The following is a 16,649-nucleotide window of genomic DNA, read 5'->3' on the forward strand; positions in this document are numbered from 1 at the left end:
CGGGCGAGGGTCAGCGCACGTCTTGTACGTTCTTGCGCTCCCGCTGGTACGCGCCCGGCGGCACGCCGACGATGCGGCCGAAGTGCCGGTTCAGGTGCGGCTGGTCGGTGAAGCCCACGGCCACGGCGACCTCCGAGGGCGCCGTTCCCAGGTCGAGCAGGGCCCGGGCCCGGCGCACGCGCGCGTCGGTGAGCCAGGTGTGGGGCGGCATCCCGTAGGTGTCCCGGAAGGCCCGCAGCAGGGCGAAGGGGCTCGTTCCGAGGTCGGCTGCCAGGCGCTCCAGGCTCGGCGGTCGTGCCATGCGTTCCTCCAGCACCCCACGCGCGCGTGCCGCGATACGGGCCCCGGCGGTACGCACCTCGCGTTGCGGCAGGGGTCCCCCGTTGAGCCGCAGCAGCCTGGTCACGGCGACCCGCAGCAGGGTGTCCGCGGCGAGCGCGTTGCCCTCGTCGGCCGCCCGCAGCACCTGATGCACCAGCCCCACGGCGTACGGGTCGTCCACCACCGGGCTCACGAAGCCCGGTGTCCCGCGCAGTGACGTGGTCTCGGCGGCGATCTCCGCGACGACGTCGGGAGACGGGTACACCGCTCCGTACCGCCAGCCCTCGGGCACGCCGGCCCTCCCGGTGTGCGGCGTGTCCGGGTTGACCAGCGCCAGGGCCCCGGCGCCCGCGTACTGGTCGCCGCCGCCGTGGTGGAAGACCTCCACGCCGTCCGCGATGGCGGCGATCACGAAGTTCTCGTGCGTGTGCCGCACGAAGGTCTTCCGGACGTACCGGGCCCGCAGCAGGTCGACCCCGGGCAGCTCGTCGTACTGCCAGTGCCGCGCGCGCTCGTTCATATGACCATTGTCCGGGTGCCCGGGGGCCGGACGCCGGGCCCCGCCGGTCCGTGTCCGGCCGGATGTCAGTGGCGGGGTGCACGATGGACGCATGGCCAGCACTGCACCCGGACCCCTGGACGGCTTCTCCCCCGCGACCCGCGCCTGGTTCACGGGCGCCTTCTCCGCGCCCACCACGGCCCAGGCGGGGGCCTGGCAGGCCATCCACGAGGGCTCGGACGTGCTGGTCGTCGCCCCCACCGGCTCCGGCAAGACGCTGGCGGCCTTCCTGGCGGCCCTGGACCAGTTGGCGTCGACGCCCCCTCCGGCCGATCCCAGGAAGCGCTGCCGCGTGCTGTACGTCTCGCCCCTGAAGGCGCTGGCCGTGGACGTGGAGCGCAACCTCCGCAGTCCGCTGACCGGCATCCGTCAGGAGTCCGTGCGCCTGGGCCTGCCCGAGCCCGAGGTGAAGGTCGGTATCCGCTCGGGCGACACCCCGCCCGCCGAGCGCCGTGCCCTGGCGACCCGCCCCCCGGACATCCTGATCACGACGCCGGAGTCGCTGTTCCTGATGCTGACGTCGGCCACCCGCGACGCGCTGGCCGGTGTCGAGGCGGTGATCCTCGACGAGGTGCACGCGGTCGCCGGCACCAAGCGCGGCGCCCACCTCGCCCTCTCCTTGGAGCGGCTGGACGAGCTCCTGCCCAGGCCGGCCCGGCGCATCGGCCTGTCGGCGACCGTCCGGCCGGTCGACGAGGTGGCCCGCTTCCTCTCTCCGCGCCGCAAGGTGGAGATCGTCCAGCCCGAGTCGGGCAAGGAGTTCGACCTGTCCGTGGTGGTCCCGGTCGAGGACCTGGCCGAGCTGGGCGGCTCCCCGGTGGCCGACGGCCAGGAGGGCGCCGAGCGGCCCTCGATCTGGCCGCACGTGGAGGAGCGAATCACCGACCTCGTCCAGTCGCACCGCTCCACGATCGTCTTCGCGAACTCCCGCCGCCTCGCGGAGCGCCTGTGCAACCGCCTGAACGAGATCGCCTACGAGCGGGCCACGGGTGAGCCCCTCGAGGAGCACCACTCCCCCGCCGCGCTCATGGGCGGCTCGGGGGCCGCCCAGGGCGCGCCGCAGGTCATCGCCCGGGCGCACCACGGATCGGTGTCCAAGGAACAGCGCGCCCTCGTCGAGGAGGACCTGAAGGCGGGCCGCCTGCCGGCGGTGGTGGCCACGTCCAGCCTCGAACTGGGCATCGACATGGGCGCGGTCGACCTCGTGGTCCAGGTCGAGTCGCCGCCCTCGGTGGCCTCCGGCCTGCAGCGCGTGGGCCGGGCGGGCCACCAGGTGGGGGCGGTCTCCACCGGCGTCGTCTTCCCCAAGTACCGCGGCGACCTGGTCCAGGCGGCCGTGGTCACCGAGCGCATGCGGACCGGCTCCATCGAATCCCTCCGGGTGCCCGCCAACCCGCTGGACGTCCTGGCCCAGCAGATCGTCGCCATGACGTCCCTGGACACCTGGCAGTTCGACGACCTCCTCGCCGCCGTCCGCCGGGCGGCCCCCTTCGCCTCGCTGCCCGAGTCCGCGTTCACCGCGGTCCTCGACATGCTGGCGGGCCGCTACCCGTCCGACGCCTTCGCGGAGCTGCGCCCGCGCGTGGTGTGGGACCGCGTCACCGGTGAGATCACCGGCCGTCCCGGCGCCCAGCGTCTGGCCGTCACCTCGGGCGGCACGATCCCCGACCGCGGTCTGTTCGGCGTGTTCCTCGCGGGCTCCGACCCGAAGAAGGGCGGCGGCCGGGTCGGCGAGCTCGACGAGGAGATGGTCTACGAGTCCCGCGTCGGTGACGTCTTCACCCTGGGCACCAGCTCCTGGCGCATCGAGGACATCACCCGCGACCGCGTGCTGGTCTCACCCGCCCCCGGCGTCCCGGGCCGGCTGCCCTTCTGGAAGGGCGACCAGCTGGGCCGCCCGCTGGAGCTGGGCCGGGCGGTGGGCGCGTTCCTGCGCGAAGTGGGCTCGCTGTCCGAGGAGGACGCCCGGCTGCGCCTGCTCGCCGCCGGACTGGACGCCTGGGCGGCCGACAACGTGCTCTCCTACCTGGCCGAGCAGCGCGAGGCGTGCGGTCACGTCCCGGACGACCGGACGATCGTCGTGGAGCGGTTCCGTGACGAGCTCGGCGACTGGCGCGTGGTGGTGCACTCCCCCTTCGGCGCCCAGGTGCACGCCCCCTGGGCGCTCGCGCTCGGCGCCAAGCTGTCCGAGCGGTACGGCATGGACGCCCAGGTCATGCACGCCGACGACGGCATCGTGCTGCGCCTGCCGGACGCCGACCTGATGGGCCTGGACCTGCTCGACCAGGACCCGGTGAAGACGGGCCGGGAGTACGACGCGGAGCAGGCACCCGTGGGCGCCGCCGACGTCGTCTTCGACAAGGGCGAGGTCGACCAGGTCGTCACCGACCAGGTGGGCAGCTCGGCGCTCTTCGCCTCCCGGTTCCGCGAGTGCGCCGCCCGCGCGCTGCTGCTGCCGCGCCGCAACCCGGGCAAGCGCACCCCGCTGTGGCAGCAGCGGCAGCGCGCGTCCCAGCTGTTGCAGGTGGCGAGCGAGTTCGGCTCCTTCCCGATCGTCCTGGAAGCGGTCCGCGAGTGCCTCCAGGACGTCTTCGACGTGCCCGGCCTCGTCGAGCTGATGGGCGACCTGGAGTCCCGCAAGGTCCGCCTCGTCGAGGTGACCACCCCCGAGCCGTCCCCCTTCGCCCGCTCCCTGCTGTTCGGCTACGTCGCCCAGTTCCTCTACGAGGGCGACTCCCCGCTCGCCGAGCGCCGGGCCGCCGCCCTGTCACTGGACTCGCGCCTGCTGGCCGAGCTGCTCGGTCAGGCGGAACTGCGCGAACTGCTCGACGCGGAGGTCCTGACCGAGCTGGAGCGCGAGCTGCAGTGGCTCACCGAGGACCGCCGGGTCAAGGACGCCGAGGGCGTCGCGGACCTGCTCCGCATGCTGGGTCCGCTCACGGACGCGGAGCTCGCCGAGCGGGGCGCCGAACCCCAGTGGGCGCAGGAACTCGCCGGTGCGCGCCGGGCCATCCGCGTCAGGATCGCCGGAGCCGACCATTGGGCGGGGATCGAGGACGCGGGCCGTCTGCGCGACGCCCTGGGCACGGCCCTGCCCGTCGGCGTCCCGGAGGCCTTCACCGAGCCCGTCAAGGACCCCCTGGGCGATCTCCTCGCCCGCTACGCCCGCACCCACGGCCCGTTCACCTCCGCCACGGCGGCGGCCCGCTTCGGTCTGGGCGTGGCCGTCACCGAGGGTGCCCTGCAACGGCTCGCCGCGGCGGGCCGGGTCGTCCAAGGCGAGTTCCATCCGGCCGGCATCGGCCAGGAGTGGTGCGACGCGGCCGTGCTGCGCCGCCTGCGCCGCCGCTCCCTGGCCGCCCTGCGCCACGAGCTGGAGCCGGTGCCGCCGCCCGCGCTCGCCCAGTTCCTCCCCCAGTGGCAGCACATCGGCAAGGGGCACGCGCTGCGCGGCATCGACGGGCTGGTGCGCGCCGTCGAGCAGTTGCAGGGCGCGTCCGTGCCCGCGTCCGCGCTGGAGAAGCTCGTCCTGCCGTCCCGGGTCGTGAACTACACACCGGCCATGCTGGACGAGCTGACCGCAGCCGGGGAGATCGTCTGGGCCGGGGCGGGCTCCCTGCCCGGCAAGGACGGCTGGGTCTCCCTCTACCTGGCGGACGCGGCCCCACTGCTCCTGCCGCCCCCGCACCCCCTGGAGCTGACCGCCCTGCACCAGTCGGTCCTGGACACCCTCTCCGGCGGCTACGGCCTGTTCTTCCGGCAGATCGCCGACCAGGTCCGGGCCACCACCCACCCCGAGGCCGGCGACCAGCAGCTCGCCGATGCCCTGTGGGACCTGGCCTGGTCGGGCCGTCTGACCAACGACACACTCACCCCCATGCGTTCCCTGCTCGGCTCGGGCCGCACCGCCGGGTCCACGGCCCACCGCGCCAAGCGCGCCGTCCCGCGCGGCCGCTACGGCTCCCTGACCGCCGCCGCCCGGACCGCCTCCCGGTCCGGCCCGCCGACGGTCGCCGGCCGCTGGTCCCTGCTTCCCGCCCACGAGCCGGACCCGACGGTCCGGGCCCACGCCCTCGCCCGCACCCTGCTCGACCGGCACGGCGTCGTGACCAGGGGCGCGGTCGCCGCGGAGGGCGTCGAGGGCGGCTTCTCGGCGACGTACCGCGTCCTGTCGGTCTTCGAGGACAGCGGCCAGGCCCGCCGCGGCTATGTGGTGGAAGGGCTCGGCGCCGCCCAGTTCGCGATGGACGGCGCCGTGGACCGGCTGCGCGCGGTGTCCAACGCCCGAGACCGGGGCGACGGCCTGCCCACCCCGCCCGCGGGGACCGGCCAGGACGAGTTCGCCGCCCACGACTTCGCCGGCCCGGACGACCCCGCCGCCCCGCCCGCCGACGACCACACCGCTCACCCGGGCCTCGACGGCTTCCCCGCCGCCGACTTCCCGGACGCCCCGTTCGGCGCCTCCCCCCGCGCCCGGGACGAGTGGGTATCCCCGCGCGACCACCCGGCCCAGGACACACCGCCCTGGCACAACGGCGGCGGGAGTCCGTACGGATCCGGGTTCTCCGCCCGCCGCGACCGTTCCGACGCGTCCCGTGCCGTCGTCCTGGCCGCAGCCGACCCGGCGAACGCGTACGGCGCCGCCCTGCCCTGGCCCGAGCCGCCGACCGGCGCCGGGCACAAGCCCGGCCGGAAGGCCGGCTCCCTGGTGGTGCTCGTCGAGGGCGAACTGACGCTCTACATGGAGCGCGGCGGCAAGACCCTGCTCGCCTGGGCCGCCGACCCGGACGGCGCGCCCACCGACGATCCACGTCTGCGCATCGCGGCGGAAGCGCTCGCCGCTGCCGCCCGGGCCGGCTCCCTCGGCACGGTGACCGTGGAGCGCGTCAACGGCGCCCAGGCCCTCACGTCCCCCATCGGCACCCTGCTGGAAGGAGCGGGCTTCATCGCGACGCCCCGCGGTCTGCGGCTGAGGGTTTGATCCCCGGCCGGCGTGCGACTCTTGAACCATGCCCGAAGGTGACACGGTCTGGCAGGCCGCGAGGCGGCTGCACGACGCCCTCGCGGGCAGGGTGCTGACCCGCAGCGACCTCCGGGTGCCCCGCTTCGCCACGGCCGACCTCACCGGCCGCACGGTCCTGGATGTCACGCCCCGCGGCAAGCACCTCCTCACTCGCATCGAGGGCGGGCTGACCCTCCACTCACACCTGCGGATGGACGGCGCCTGGAAGATCTACGAGAACGGCCGCCGCTGGACCGGCGGGCCGGGGCACCAGATCCGCGCGATCCTCGGCACCACGGAGCGCACCGCCGTCGGCTATCGCCTGCCCGTCCTGGAACTGCTGCGCACCGCCGACGAGTCCCGCGCCGTGGGCCACCTCGGCCCCGACCTGCTGGGCCCCGACTGGGACCCCGACCGCGCCCTCGCCAACGTCCTCCAGGATCCGGCGCGCGCCCTCGGCGAGGCCCTGCTCGACCAGCGCAACCTCGCCGGTATCGGCAACGTGTTCAAGTGCGAGATGTGCTTCCTCCTCGGCGTCACCCCCTGGCTCCCGGTCGGGGACCTGCCCGCCGACCGGGCCGCGCACCTGCCCGAGCTGGCCAAGAAGCTGCTGGAGTTCAACCGCGACCGCCCGATCCGCGTCACCACGGGCCGCCGCGGCCAGGACCTCTACGTCTACGGCCGGGCGCGCCGCCCCTGCCTGCGCTGCGGCACACCGATCAGGCTCGCCGACCAGGGCGACGGCTCACGCGAACGCCCCACGTACTGGTGCCCCACCTGCCAGCCGGGCCCGTCCCCGGCCCCCTCCCCCGCCCGCAGGCGCAGCCACACCATGTGACGGCGTGTGCCGTACGCGCCGCGGGCCCCCGGTTCCGCTCAGAGCCGCCGACACCTCCGCGCCCCACACGACTGCCCCAAGAGCAAGACCTATCCCTCCCGCGCGTGGACTCACCCCCGCCGCGCGTCCGCCCGTCGCCGCGCAGTCGCCCACCCACCCCGCCTGCGCCCGGCAGCCACGGTCCCCGGTGCCCGCCGCTTCGGCACGCAGTGCACCGGCAGCACGCTCAGCCCCCAGCCCCCGGCGGCGACCGCCGCCTCCAGCAACCCCGCCTCGGACTCCGTCACCAACCGCAGCACCGCCCACCACCACAGCGCACCGAAGCCGAGCGCGGTACCGCGCATCCCCCAGCGTGCTATGCCTGTCACGACCCCCACCCCCGCCCCACATCCGGACGGCGACCACCACGCGCTCCTCGGACGGCGGGCGGCGGCGCACCCCGGGTACGCCCCGACGCGCCGCGCACCCCTGAACGCACCCCTGCACGCCGAACGACGCGGGCCACGTCCCACCCGCCGGGCCCACACGCACCCCGCGGCCCGTACGCCCCACAGGGCCCCCACGGCTCGCCCGGCCCGGCACCCACCGTGGCGCCCGCCCGGTTCACCCGTTCTCGGCCTGGAACATCCAGTGATGCTTCTCCAGGGCCGCTGTCATCCCGATGAAGATGTCCTGGCTCACGGGATCCGGTTCGCCGGTCGTCTCGATCCGCTCCCGCATCCGCGCGATCACCGCGCCCAGCGCCTCGACCAGCGTCCCCACCGCGGTGGTGTCGTCGACCCAGCCCTCCGGGGTGACGCCGATGCCGCTGCCGACGGCCACGGTCGCCGCCCGCCCGTCGGGCGAGATGCCCAGGGCCGCGGCCCGCTCCGCCACGGTGTCGGAGTAGGTGCGTGCGGTGTCGACGACCTCGTCGAGCTGAAGGTGCACGGAACGGAAGCGCGGCCCCACCACGTTCCAATGGATCTGCTTCGCAACGAGGGCGAGGTCCACCAGGTCGACCAGGGCGCCCTGCAGTGCCTCGGACACGGTCTTCAGGTTCGCGTCCGACAACGGGCTCTTCACGACGTACATCCGCACCTCCGAGAACGGCCCCCGCCATCCCCTCAACGATGACCGCCCCACGCCCCACCGGCAAACGCAGACAAACCGGACAGCAAGCAGCCGGCAACCGGCAGGCCCGGCGTCCGACGTTCGACGTTCGACGTCCGGCGTCCGACGCCCGCGTCGACGTCCGGCGAGGCGCACCCCGGGGCCTCACCGCTCCCCGCGCAAGCGAAAACCCCGGACCGGTACCCCTCCGGATCTCCGGAGAAGCCCGACCGGGGCCTCGATCATGCCGTGTGAGCGTGGAGCCTCACGCGGCGACGACGTCCACCGCCTCGGCAGGCGCCTTGATGGTCACCCGTTCCGGTGGCACACCGGTCACCGAGACGGAACCCAGCATGGGTCGTACCGGTGTGGGCACAGGCTCGCTGGGGGTGGCCGCAGCAGACTGGGCCAGCTCGGCGAGGGCGAGCTCGTCGCTCACTTCCCGCATGAGCTCGGACATCCGTACGTCCAGCGCGTCGCAGATGGCGGAGAGCAGCTCGGAGGAAGCCTCCTTCTGCCCCCGCTCCACCTCGGAGAGATAGCCGAGTGAGACTCGGGCGGACGAGGAGACTTCGCGCAGAGTACGGCCCTGGCGCTGGCGCTGCCGACGCAGCACGTCACCCAGCAGGCGACGGAGCAGAATCATCGGTGGCTCCCTCCTCGGACCGCGTAGCCGCATCCATTACGCCCCACCGTACCGCCTTGCGCCGCGGCCGTGCGGGGAGCGATGTCGTGTTCACTCAGGGCTGCAAACATCAAAACCCCCCGTTCCGTTCCGTATCCTGTGCCCGCTCATTCCTGGTCTGTTCGCCCGCGAGCTCCTTCAGGAGCAGTGCGAGTACGCTCCGTACACTCTCTCTACGAATTTCCTCGCGGTGGCCGTTCAACCGCAGACCCTCCACTTTTCCGCCGCGGGCAGAACCGGAATCCGGTCCGGTGGGCCCGTCCACGGCGACGTAGACCGTCCCGACGGGCCGGCCGTCCTGCGGCTCCGGACCCGCGACTCCGGTGGTCGCAATCCCCCAGTCAGCACCGAGCGCCGCGCGCACGCCCGCCGCCATCTGGGCCGCGACCTGCGGATCCACCGCTCCCTGTGCCGCCAGCAGAGTGGCGTCGACGCCGAGCAGCTCGTGCTTGAGGTCGGTGGCGTAGGCGGTCACCGAGCCTCTGAAGACCTTGGACGCCCCGGGGACCGATGTGATCTCCGCGGCCACGAGGCCACCCGTCAAGGACTCCGCGACAGCGAGCGTCCTGCCCCTCACCGTGAGTAGTCGCACCACGTCGGTGGCCGTGGAACTCACGCTTCCGTCTCCTCCAACGCAGCCTTGCGCTCGGCGATTCCCCGCCGGCGCAGCACAATGGCCTGTTTCACATAATCGAGCCCGGTCACCACGGTGAGCACGACCGCCGCGGCCATCACCCACCACCTCAGGGTGGCCAGCCAGCCCGTCAGCGCCAGCACGTACATCCCGACGGCCACGCCCTGGGTGAGGGTCTTCAGCTTCCCGCCGCGGCTGGCGGGGATGACGCCGTACCGGATGACCCAGAAACGCAGCAGGGTGACGCCGAGTTCCCGGCCGAGGATGACGCCGGTGACCCACCAGGGCAGATCGCCGAGGGCGGACAGGCAGATCAGCGCCGCCCCCATGATCGCCTTGTCGGCGATGGGGTCGGCGATCTTCCCGAAGTCCGTGACGAGGTTGTACGTCCGGGCGAGATGGCCGTCGAACAGGTCGGTGATCATGGCGATGGCGAAGGCCGCCCAGGCCAGCGAGCGCCAGGCCGGGTCGTATCCGCCGTCGGCGAGCATCAGCGCGACGAAGGCCGGCACCAGGACGAGCCGGAGCATGGTCAGCAGATTGGCGATGTTCCAGACGCTGGCCTGGTTGACGGCCGCGGCCGCCAGCTTCGCGCCCCGCGGGTGCCGTCCGTCGCCGCCCCTGCCCTCGAGGCCGTCGGCCTCCCCGAGCAGCACGCCACCGTCACCGGCGACCGCGCGACCGTCGCCGGCCCTGCCCACCGCGCCACTGCCTCCGGCCGTGCCACTGCCGCCGGGCGCGCCGTCCACGGCGGCACCGGCCTCCCCGGCGACCGCCTCACGACCGGGCATCGCGCCGGCGGCACCACCACACTCCGCCTCGTCGGGCGCTCCGGACCCGGCTGCGAACGAACCGCCGTCGGCCGAGGGAGCCGCCGCGCGCCCCGCCACCGCCCCGGGAACCGTCCCCGAGGCCACGACGGCCGGAGACACCGTTCCGGCCGGGGTCACCGCACCGGCCGCGGCCCTCCGCGCACCGGAGGGACCACCCGCCGCGGATGCCGGGACACCGGTCATCTGCCCGCCTCCTCACTCCACGCAGGCAAGGCGAACGAGCTCTGCAGCGGCTCGGCCACCAGGTCGACACCTTCCGTGCCGACCACCTTCGCCTCGACCATACGGCCGATGCTCAGACCCGCGCCGCTCGTGAGCAGCACCTGGCCGTCCGTCTCGGGCGCCTGGTGCTCCGCGCGCCCGTACACGCCCTCCTCGTCGTCCACGGACTCGACGAGGACGTGCACCGTCTGGCCGACGCGCTCCTCGGCGCGCTGCGAGACGAGTTCCTCCGCGAGCCGCGAGACGCGGGCCAGCCGCTCGTCGACGACGTCCTGGTCGAGCTTGCCGTCGTAGGTCGCGGCCTCGGTGCCCTCCTCGTCGGAGTAGCCGAAGACGCCGATGGCGTCCAGCCGCGCGCCGTTCAGGAACCGCTCCAGCTCCGCGAGGTCCGCCTCGCTCTCGCCGGGGAAACCGACGATGAAGTTGGAGCGCACGCCCGCCTCGGGCGCCTTGCTGCGGATGGTGTCGAGCAGTTCCAGGAAGCGGTCGGTGTCGCCGAAGCGGCGCATCGCGCGCAGCACGCCGGGCGCGGAGTGCTGGAAGGACAGGTCGAAGTAGGGGGCGACCTTCGGGGTGGAGGTCAGGACGTCGATCAGGCCGGGCCGCATCTCGGCCGGCTGGAGGTAGCTGACGCGCACCCGCTCGATGCCGTCGACCTCGGCCAGCTCGGGCAGCAGGGACTCCAGCAGGCGGATGTCGCCCAGGTCCTTGCCGTAGGAGGTGTTGTTCTCGGAGACCAGCATGATCTCCTTGACGCCCTGCTCGGCCAGCCAGCGCGTCTCGTTCAGCACGTCCGAGGGGCGGCGCGAGATGAAGGAGCCGCGGAAGGACGGGATGGCGCAGAAGGAGCAGCGGCGGTCGCAGCCGGAGGCGAGCTTCACCGAGGCGACCGGCGAACCGTCCAGCCGGCGGCGCAGCGGCGCGCGGGGTCCGGAGGCCGGAGCGAGGCCCTCCGGGAGATCGGCGGGCGCGGTGGCGGGCTCGGCGGGGCCGTGCCCGGGCAGTGCGACCTCGGCGGCCGACTCCTGGCGCTCGGCCGGGCTGATCGGCAGCAGCTTGCGCCGGTCGCGCGGGGTGTGCGAGGCGTGGATGCCGCCGTTGAGGATGGTCTGGAGCCGGTCGGAGATGTCGGCGTAGTCGTCGAAGCCGAGGACACCGTCGGCCTCGGGGAGGGCCTCGGCGAGTTCCTTGCCGTACCGCTCGGCCATGCAGCCCACCGCCACGACGGCCTGCGTTCTGCCGTGTCCCTTGAGGTCGTTGGCCTCGAGGAGGGCGTCGACGGAGTCCTTCTTGGCGGCTTCGACGAAGCCGCAGGTGTTCACGACGGCGACGTCGGCTTCCTCGGCGTCCTCGACGAGCTGCCAGCCGTCCGCCTCCAAACGGCCTGCGAGCTCCTCCGAGTCCACCTCGTTACGGGCGCAGCCAAGGGTGACGAGTGCGACGGTACGGCGTTCAGGCATGGGCTCAAGACTACTTCGTCCCGCCGACACCCCACGTCGACGGGGTTGACCGTTTCCCGGCCAACCCCGTGCGAAGTGCGCTTTACGGACAGGTCATCCGGCTTCGGGATCACCCTTGGTGTAGGTCAGGCGTTCGACGGAACCGGGCTGGAAGTCCTCTTCGATCTTCTTGCCGTTGACGAAGAGGTCGATCGCGCCGGCGTCGCCGAGGACGAGGTGGACCTTGGTGCTGTCCTGGAAGGTCTTGGTGTCGCCCTGCTTGAGGACGCCGTCGAAGAGCATCCGGCCGTTGTGGTCCTTGGCGGCGATCCAGCTGCGGCCGTCGGCGGCGGCCACGCGGACGGTGACCTTGTCCTGCGGCGCGGCGGCGATGGCGCTGTCGGACGGCGCGGGCTTGGGGTCGGCGGGCTTCTTGGTCTTGGTGGTCGGCGAGGCGGAGTCGCTGGGCGTGGAGCCCTCGGCCACGTTCGCCTCGCTGCCGCCGTCGTCGCCGCCCTGGAACATGGTGAACCCGACGAAGCCGATCACGGCGACGATCGCGGCGACCATGGCCGCGGTCCAGTTGGGTCCCCGCCGCTCGGGACGGATGCGCTCCGCCTCGAAGAGGGGCGCCGCCGGGGTCGGCGCCGGACGCCCGCCGTGGTCCTCGCCGTACTGGGCGAGCAGGGGCTCCGGGTCGAGGTGGACGGCCCTGGCCAGGGTCCTGATGTGCCCGCGGGCGTAGACGTCCCCGCCGCAGGGCGAGAAGTCGTCCGCCTCGATCGCGTGCACGATGTTCATGCGGACCCGGGTGGCGCTACTGACGTCGTCGACGGTCAGCCCGGCGGCGATACGGGCCTGCCGCAGGGCGTGGCCGATGGAGGGGCGGGCTTCCTCGTGATCTGCTGCGACGCTGTCGTCTTCGAACGGACGCTCGTCTTCAGGTGAGTTGCCGATGGACACGGGGGCGCCTTTCGAGCGTGTAGCCGCCTGTGCTGGAGGTTCAGTCTAGGGGGAGGGCAAAAAGATGGGGCAACCGGGCGGTGACACTTTGTACGCCATCGGAATGGCCCGACAGTCCGATGGTGGGGTCGCTGCGTTTCGCTTCCCTCAACTTGACGTACGCCGAAGGGAAACGGTTGCCCGCTGATCCTTACGGGTGAGTCACGATCGGACCACCCGATTGCCGTACGGCCCGACGATCACCGTGCCCCGTTTCCCTACCCTCCAGACTCCCCCCGGATCAGGGCGAGCACGCCATCCAGCTCGTCAGGCTTCACAAGAACGTCACGAGCCTTCGAACCCTCGCTCGGTCCGACGATGTTCCGCGACTCCATGAGGTCCATCAGCCGCCCGGCCTTGGCGAAGCCGACGCGCAGTTTGCGCTGGAGCATGGACGTCGAGCCGAACTGCGTGGAGACGACCAGTTCGGCCGCCTGGCACAGCAGGTCGAGGTCGTCGCCGATGTCCTCGTCGATCTCCTTCTTCTGCTTGGTGCCCACCACGACGTCGTCCCGGAAGACCGGCGTCATCTGGTCCTTGCAGTGCTGCACGACCGCCGCGACCTCGGCTTCGGTCACGAAGGCGCCCTGCATACGGGTGGGCTTGTTGGCCCCCATGGGCAGGAACAGCCCGTCGCCCTTGCCGATGAGCTTCTCGGCGCCGGGCTGGTCGAGGATGACGCGCGAGTCGGCCAGCGAGGAGGTGGCGAACGCCAGCCGAGAGGGAACGTTCGCCTTGATCAGGCCGGTGACGACGTCCACCGAGGGGCGCTGCGTGGCCAGCACCAGGTGGATGCCGGCCGCGCGCGCGAGCTGCGTGATGCGCACGATCGCGTCCTCGACGTCGCGGGGCGCGACCATCATCAGGTCGGCCAGCTCGTCGACGATCACCAGCAGGTAGGGGTACGGCTGGAGTTCGCGCTCGCTGCCCTCGGGCGGCTTGACCTTGCCCTCGCGCACGGCCTTGTTGAAGTCGTCGATGTGCCGGTAGCCGTAGGCGGCCAGGTCGTCGTAGCGCAGGTCCATCTCGCGCACGACCCACTGGAGCGCCTCGGCGGCCCGCTTGGGGTTGGTGATGATCGGCGTGATCAGGTGCGGGATGCCCTCGTAGGCGGTCAGCTCGACCCGCTTGGGGTCGACCAGGATCATCCGCACGTCCTCGGGGGTCGCCCGCATCATGATCGAGGTGATCAGGCAGTTGATGCAGGAGGACTTGCCGGAGCCGGTGGCGCCGGCCACCAGCATGTGCGGCATCTTCGCCAGCGAGTGCATGACGTAGCCGCCCTCGACGTCCTTGCCGAACGCGACCAGCATCGGGTCGTCGTCCTCCGCGGACTCCGCGAGGCGCAGGACGTCACCGAGGTTGACCATCTCGCGGTCGGTGTTGGGGATCTCGATGCCGACCGCGGACTTGCCGGGGATCGGGCTGATGATCCGCACGTCCGGGGAGGCGACGGCGTAGGCGATGTTCTTGGCCAGCGCGGTGATGCGCTCGACCTTCACGGCGGGGCCGAGTTCCACCTCGTAGCGCGTGACCGTCGGCCCGCGCGTGAAGCCGGTGACCCGGGCGTCGACCTTGAACTCGGTGAAGACGGTGGTCAGCGCGGCCACTATGGCGTCGTTGGCGGCGCTGCGGGCCTTGCCCGGGCCGCCGCGCTCCAGCAGGTCGAGCGACGGCAGGGAGTAGGTGATGTCACCCGAGAGCTGGAGCTGCTCCGCGCGCGCGGGCAGTTCGCGCGGCTCGGCGGGCGGCGCCTTCGTCAGGTCGCGGACGCCGGCCCTCGGCTTCTGGGGCTGCGGCTCGGCCTGCGGCGGCCGGTCGGGCTGCGGCTGGTCCTGCTGGGGCCGGGCGGCCGGGACGGGTGTCGGGGTGGTGACCTCCTGGTCGCCGGTGCGCACGCCCTGGGTGAGGTCGGCGACGACCGGCGAGGGCGGCATGCCGTGCAGCACGGCACCGTCGAGCGCGGCGGCGGCCGCCGCGGCGACGTCCACGGCGTCCCTGGGGCGGTCCATGTCGGGCTGCGGCACCGCCGAACGCCTGGGCCGTCCCCGGCGCTGCGACAGGGCCTCCTGCTCGGCGCCGTCGGGGTCGTACGCCCCGGGCGCCGGCGCACGCCTGCCGCGCGGGCGCGCGGGCAGGGCCTCACGCCACTGCTCCTCGTAGCGCTCGTCGTCGTCGGCGTAGCCGTAGTCGTCGTACTCGGCAGGGTCCCGGACGATGCCGAGCCGCACCCCGAGCAGCCGCAGCCGCTGCGGGATGGCGTTGACCGGCGTGGCGGTGACGACGAGCAGCCCGAAGATCGTCACCAGCACCAGCAGCGGCACCGCGAGCACATCGCCCATGGCGTACGACAGCGGCGTCGCCATGGCCCAGCCGATGAGGCCGCCGGCGTCCCGTATGGCCGTCATGCCGTCACCGCGCGCGGGTGAGCCGCACGCCACGTGGACCTGGCCGAGCACGCCGATGACGAGCGCGGACAGGCCGATGACGATGCGTCCGTTGGCCTCGGGCTTCTCCGGGTGGCGGATGAACCGCACCGCGACGACCGCGAGCAGTATCGGCACGAGCAGGTCGAGCCGGCCGAAGGCACCGGTCACCAGGATCTCGACCAGGTCGCCCACCGGGCCCTCGAGGTCGGCCCAGGTGCCCGCGGCGACGATCAGGGCGATGCCGAGCAGCAGCAGGGCGACGCCGTCCTTGCGGTGGGCCGGGTCGAGGTTCTTGGCACCCTGCCCCAGGCCGCGGAAGACGGCGCCGACGGCGTGCGCCACACCGAGCCACACGGCGCGCACGAGGCGGTACACGCCCCCGGTGGGACTGGGCGCCGGCCTGGGCGCGACCTTCTTGGCCGCGGCCTTCCTGGCGGGCGCCTTCTTCGCGGGGGCCTTTCGGGCAGCGGCCTTCTTCGCCGGAGCCTTCGCCGAAGCGGCCGCCTTCTTCGCGGGCGGCTTCCTGGCTGCGGAGGGACGTGAGGCCATGGGTGTGAGGTTACCGGTGGAGACGGCAAGGGACACGTGTGCCCACTGCTTCACCCGTTCGTGTCGCTCCCGGAGGAGGCGCGCAGCTGACGCGCGGTCACCGGGCGGGCAACCGGGCCTGCGCGCGCGTCAGTTCTGCGAGGACACCGAGGAGGTGCTTCCGGTGCCCGGCTCCAGCGCGTCCAGCGCCCGCCGCAACCCCGTGAGCTTGCGCTCCAGATGAGCCGCCGTGGCCACCGCGGCGGCGTCGGTCGACTCGTCGTTCAGCTGCTTGGTGAGCGCCTCGGCCTGCTCCTCGACGGCCGCGAGGCGAGCGGAGAGCTCCGCGAGCAGGCCGGCCGACTCCTTGGCCTCGCCGCCCGCGTCCTTGCCGCTGCCCTCCAACTGCAGCCGCAGCAGGGACGCCTGCTCACGCAGCTGGCAGTTCTTCATGTACAGCTCGACGAAGACGGAGACCTTCGCGCGCAGCACCCACGGGTCGAACGGCTTGGAGATGTAGTCGACCGCGCCCGCCGCGTAGCCCCGGAAGGTGTGGTGCGGGCCGTGGTTGATCGCCGTGAGGAAGATGATCGGGATGTCCCTGGTCCGCTCACGCCGCTTGATGTGCGCGGCGGTCTCGAACCCGTCCATGCCCGGCATCTGCACGTCCAGCAGGATGACCGCGAAGTCGTCCGTGAGCAGCGCCTTGAGCGCTTCCTCCCCGGACGATGCCCGCACCAGCGTCTGATCGAGCGCCGAGAGGATCGCCTCCAGCGCCAGCAGATTCTCCGGCCGGTCATCGACCAGGAGGATCTTGGCCTTCTGCACCATGGCCCGCCCTCCTCGCCCCGGCGTGGGGCCTCCCCTGTCCGCAGGACCTGGGGAAGCGTCGGTGGGTGCCGCCCCAGGGGACGACTCCCTTGCGCCGTCCGTCCTTGTGCCGGTCATCGTAGCCGCACCCCGCCCGTCGCCACACCCTGTCACCGTGTTGTCACTGTGCACAGAGCGGAAACGCAGCGGGAGACCAGAAGGTTCCCCGGATCTTCCCGTTCTACACGGCTGCGC

The 16,649-nt window shown here is 72.9% G+C and carries 12 protein-coding genes; 2 read left to right on the plus strand and 10 right to left on the minus strand.

Annotated elements, in window-relative coordinates:
• Window positions 1-10: 10 nt before the first annotated feature.
• Entirely contained in the window at window positions 11-841 is an 831-nt protein-coding gene (locus ACZ6ZN_RS07480) for an AraC family transcriptional regulator (RefSeq protein WP_467740918.1), read from the minus strand.
• Between the two features lie 91 nt (window positions 842-932).
• Between ACZ6ZN_RS07480 and ACZ6ZN_RS07485 the strand changes: the two genes are divergently transcribed.
• On the plus strand, window positions 933-5,861 hold the full coding sequence (locus tag ACZ6ZN_RS07485) for an ATP-dependent helicase (RefSeq protein ID WP_469643851.1): 4,929 nt from the start codon (window positions 933-935) through the stop codon (window positions 5,859-5,861).
• A gap of 28 nt (window positions 5,862-5,889) precedes the next feature.
• Window positions 5,890-6,720, plus strand: coding sequence for an Fpg/Nei family DNA glycosylase (locus ACZ6ZN_RS07490; protein ID WP_469643853.1), 831 nt, complete (start codon window positions 5,890-5,892; stop codon window positions 6,718-6,720).
• A 110-nt stretch (window positions 6,721-6,830) separates the two neighbouring features.
• On the opposite strand, the gene ACZ6ZN_RS07495 is transcribed toward ACZ6ZN_RS07490, so the two are convergent.
• From ACZ6ZN_RS07495 to ACZ6ZN_RS07535, 9 genes are all read right to left on the minus strand, one after another.
• Complete coding sequence (locus tag ACZ6ZN_RS07495; protein WP_451876877.1) at window positions 6,831-7,088, minus strand: hypothetical protein; 258 nt, start codon at window positions 7,086-7,088, stop codon at window positions 6,831-6,833.
• Window positions 7,089-7,323: 235 nt separating this feature from the next.
• Window positions 7,324-7,794: a Dps family protein gene (locus tag ACZ6ZN_RS07500; protein ID WP_398109910.1), complete on the minus strand. Its 471-nt coding sequence runs from the start codon at window positions 7,792-7,794 to the stop codon at window positions 7,324-7,326.
• A 283-nt stretch (window positions 7,795-8,077) separates the two neighbouring features.
• Window positions 8,078-8,458, minus strand: a complete 381-nt coding sequence (locus ACZ6ZN_RS07505) for a helix-turn-helix domain-containing protein (RefSeq protein WP_003993396.1) — start codon at window positions 8,456-8,458, stop codon at window positions 8,078-8,080.
• 109 nt (window positions 8,459-8,567) lie between these two features.
• Window positions 8,568-9,113, minus strand: a complete 546-nt coding sequence (locus ACZ6ZN_RS07510) for a CinA family protein (RefSeq protein ID WP_469643855.1) — start codon at window positions 9,111-9,113, stop codon at window positions 8,568-8,570.
• On the minus strand, window positions 9,110-9,922 hold the full coding sequence (gene pgsA / locus ACZ6ZN_RS07515) for a CDP-diacylglycerol--glycerol-3-phosphate 3-phosphatidyltransferase (RefSeq protein WP_469643856.1): 813 nt from the start codon (window positions 9,920-9,922) through the stop codon (window positions 9,110-9,112). The genes ACZ6ZN_RS07510 and pgsA overlap by 4 nt, the downstream gene beginning before the upstream one ends.
• A gap of 221 nt (window positions 9,923-10,143) precedes the next feature.
• Complete coding sequence (gene rimO, locus ACZ6ZN_RS07520) at window positions 10,144-11,646, minus strand: 30S ribosomal protein S12 methylthiotransferase RimO (protein ID WP_469643858.1); 1,503 nt, start codon at window positions 11,644-11,646, stop codon at window positions 10,144-10,146.
• 93 nt (window positions 11,647-11,739) lie between these two features.
• On the minus strand, window positions 11,740-12,588 hold the full coding sequence (locus tag ACZ6ZN_RS07525) for a helix-turn-helix domain-containing protein (RefSeq protein ID WP_398109913.1): 849 nt from the start codon (window positions 12,586-12,588) through the stop codon (window positions 11,740-11,742).
• A 257-nt stretch (window positions 12,589-12,845) separates the two neighbouring features.
• A complete protein-coding gene (locus tag ACZ6ZN_RS07530) occupies window positions 12,846-15,605 on the minus strand; it encodes a DNA translocase FtsK (protein WP_469643862.1) in 2,760 nt (919 codons plus the stop codon).
• A 129-nt stretch (window positions 15,606-15,734) separates the two neighbouring features.
• Window positions 15,735-16,415, minus strand: a complete 681-nt coding sequence (locus ACZ6ZN_RS07535) for a response regulator (RefSeq protein WP_398109915.1) — start codon at window positions 16,413-16,415, stop codon at window positions 15,735-15,737.
• Window positions 16,416-16,649 lie beyond the last annotated feature (234 nt).

It is taken from the genome of Streptomyces sp. NPDC053665 (assembly GCF_055585285.1).

Coding starts and splice junctions, on each gene's coding strand:
- ACZ6ZN_RS07480 (WP_467740918.1), bottom strand. CDS start 841: ATGAACGAGCGCGCGCGGCACTGGCAGTACGACGAGCTGCCCGGGGTC.
- ACZ6ZN_RS07490 (WP_469643853.1), top strand. CDS start 5,890: ATGCCCGAAGGTGACACGGTCTGGCAGGCCGCGAGGCGGCTGCACGAC.
- ACZ6ZN_RS07505 (WP_003993396.1), bottom strand. CDS start 8,458: ATGATTCTGCTCCGTCGCCTGCTGGGTGACGTGCTGCGTCGGCAGCGC.
- rimO (WP_469643858.1), bottom strand. CDS start 11,646: ATGCCTGAACGCCGTACCGTCGCACTCGTCACCCTTGGCTGCGCCCGT.
- ACZ6ZN_RS07535 (WP_398109915.1), bottom strand. CDS start 16,415: ATGGTGCAGAAGGCCAAGATCCTCCTGGTCGATGACCGGCCGGAGAAT.
- ACZ6ZN_RS07485 (WP_469643851.1), top strand. CDS start 933: ATGGCCAGCACTGCACCCGGACCCCTGGACGGCTTCTCCCCCGCGACC.
- pgsA (WP_469643856.1), bottom strand. CDS start 9,922: ATGCCCGGTCGTGAGGCGGTCGCCGGGGAGGCCGGTGCCGCCGTGGAC.
- ACZ6ZN_RS07500 (WP_398109910.1), bottom strand. CDS start 7,794: ATGTACGTCGTGAAGAGCCCGTTGTCGGACGCGAACCTGAAGACCGTG.
- ACZ6ZN_RS07530 (WP_469643862.1), bottom strand. CDS start 15,605: ATGGCCTCACGTCCCTCCGCAGCCAGGAAGCCGCCCGCGAAGAAGGCG.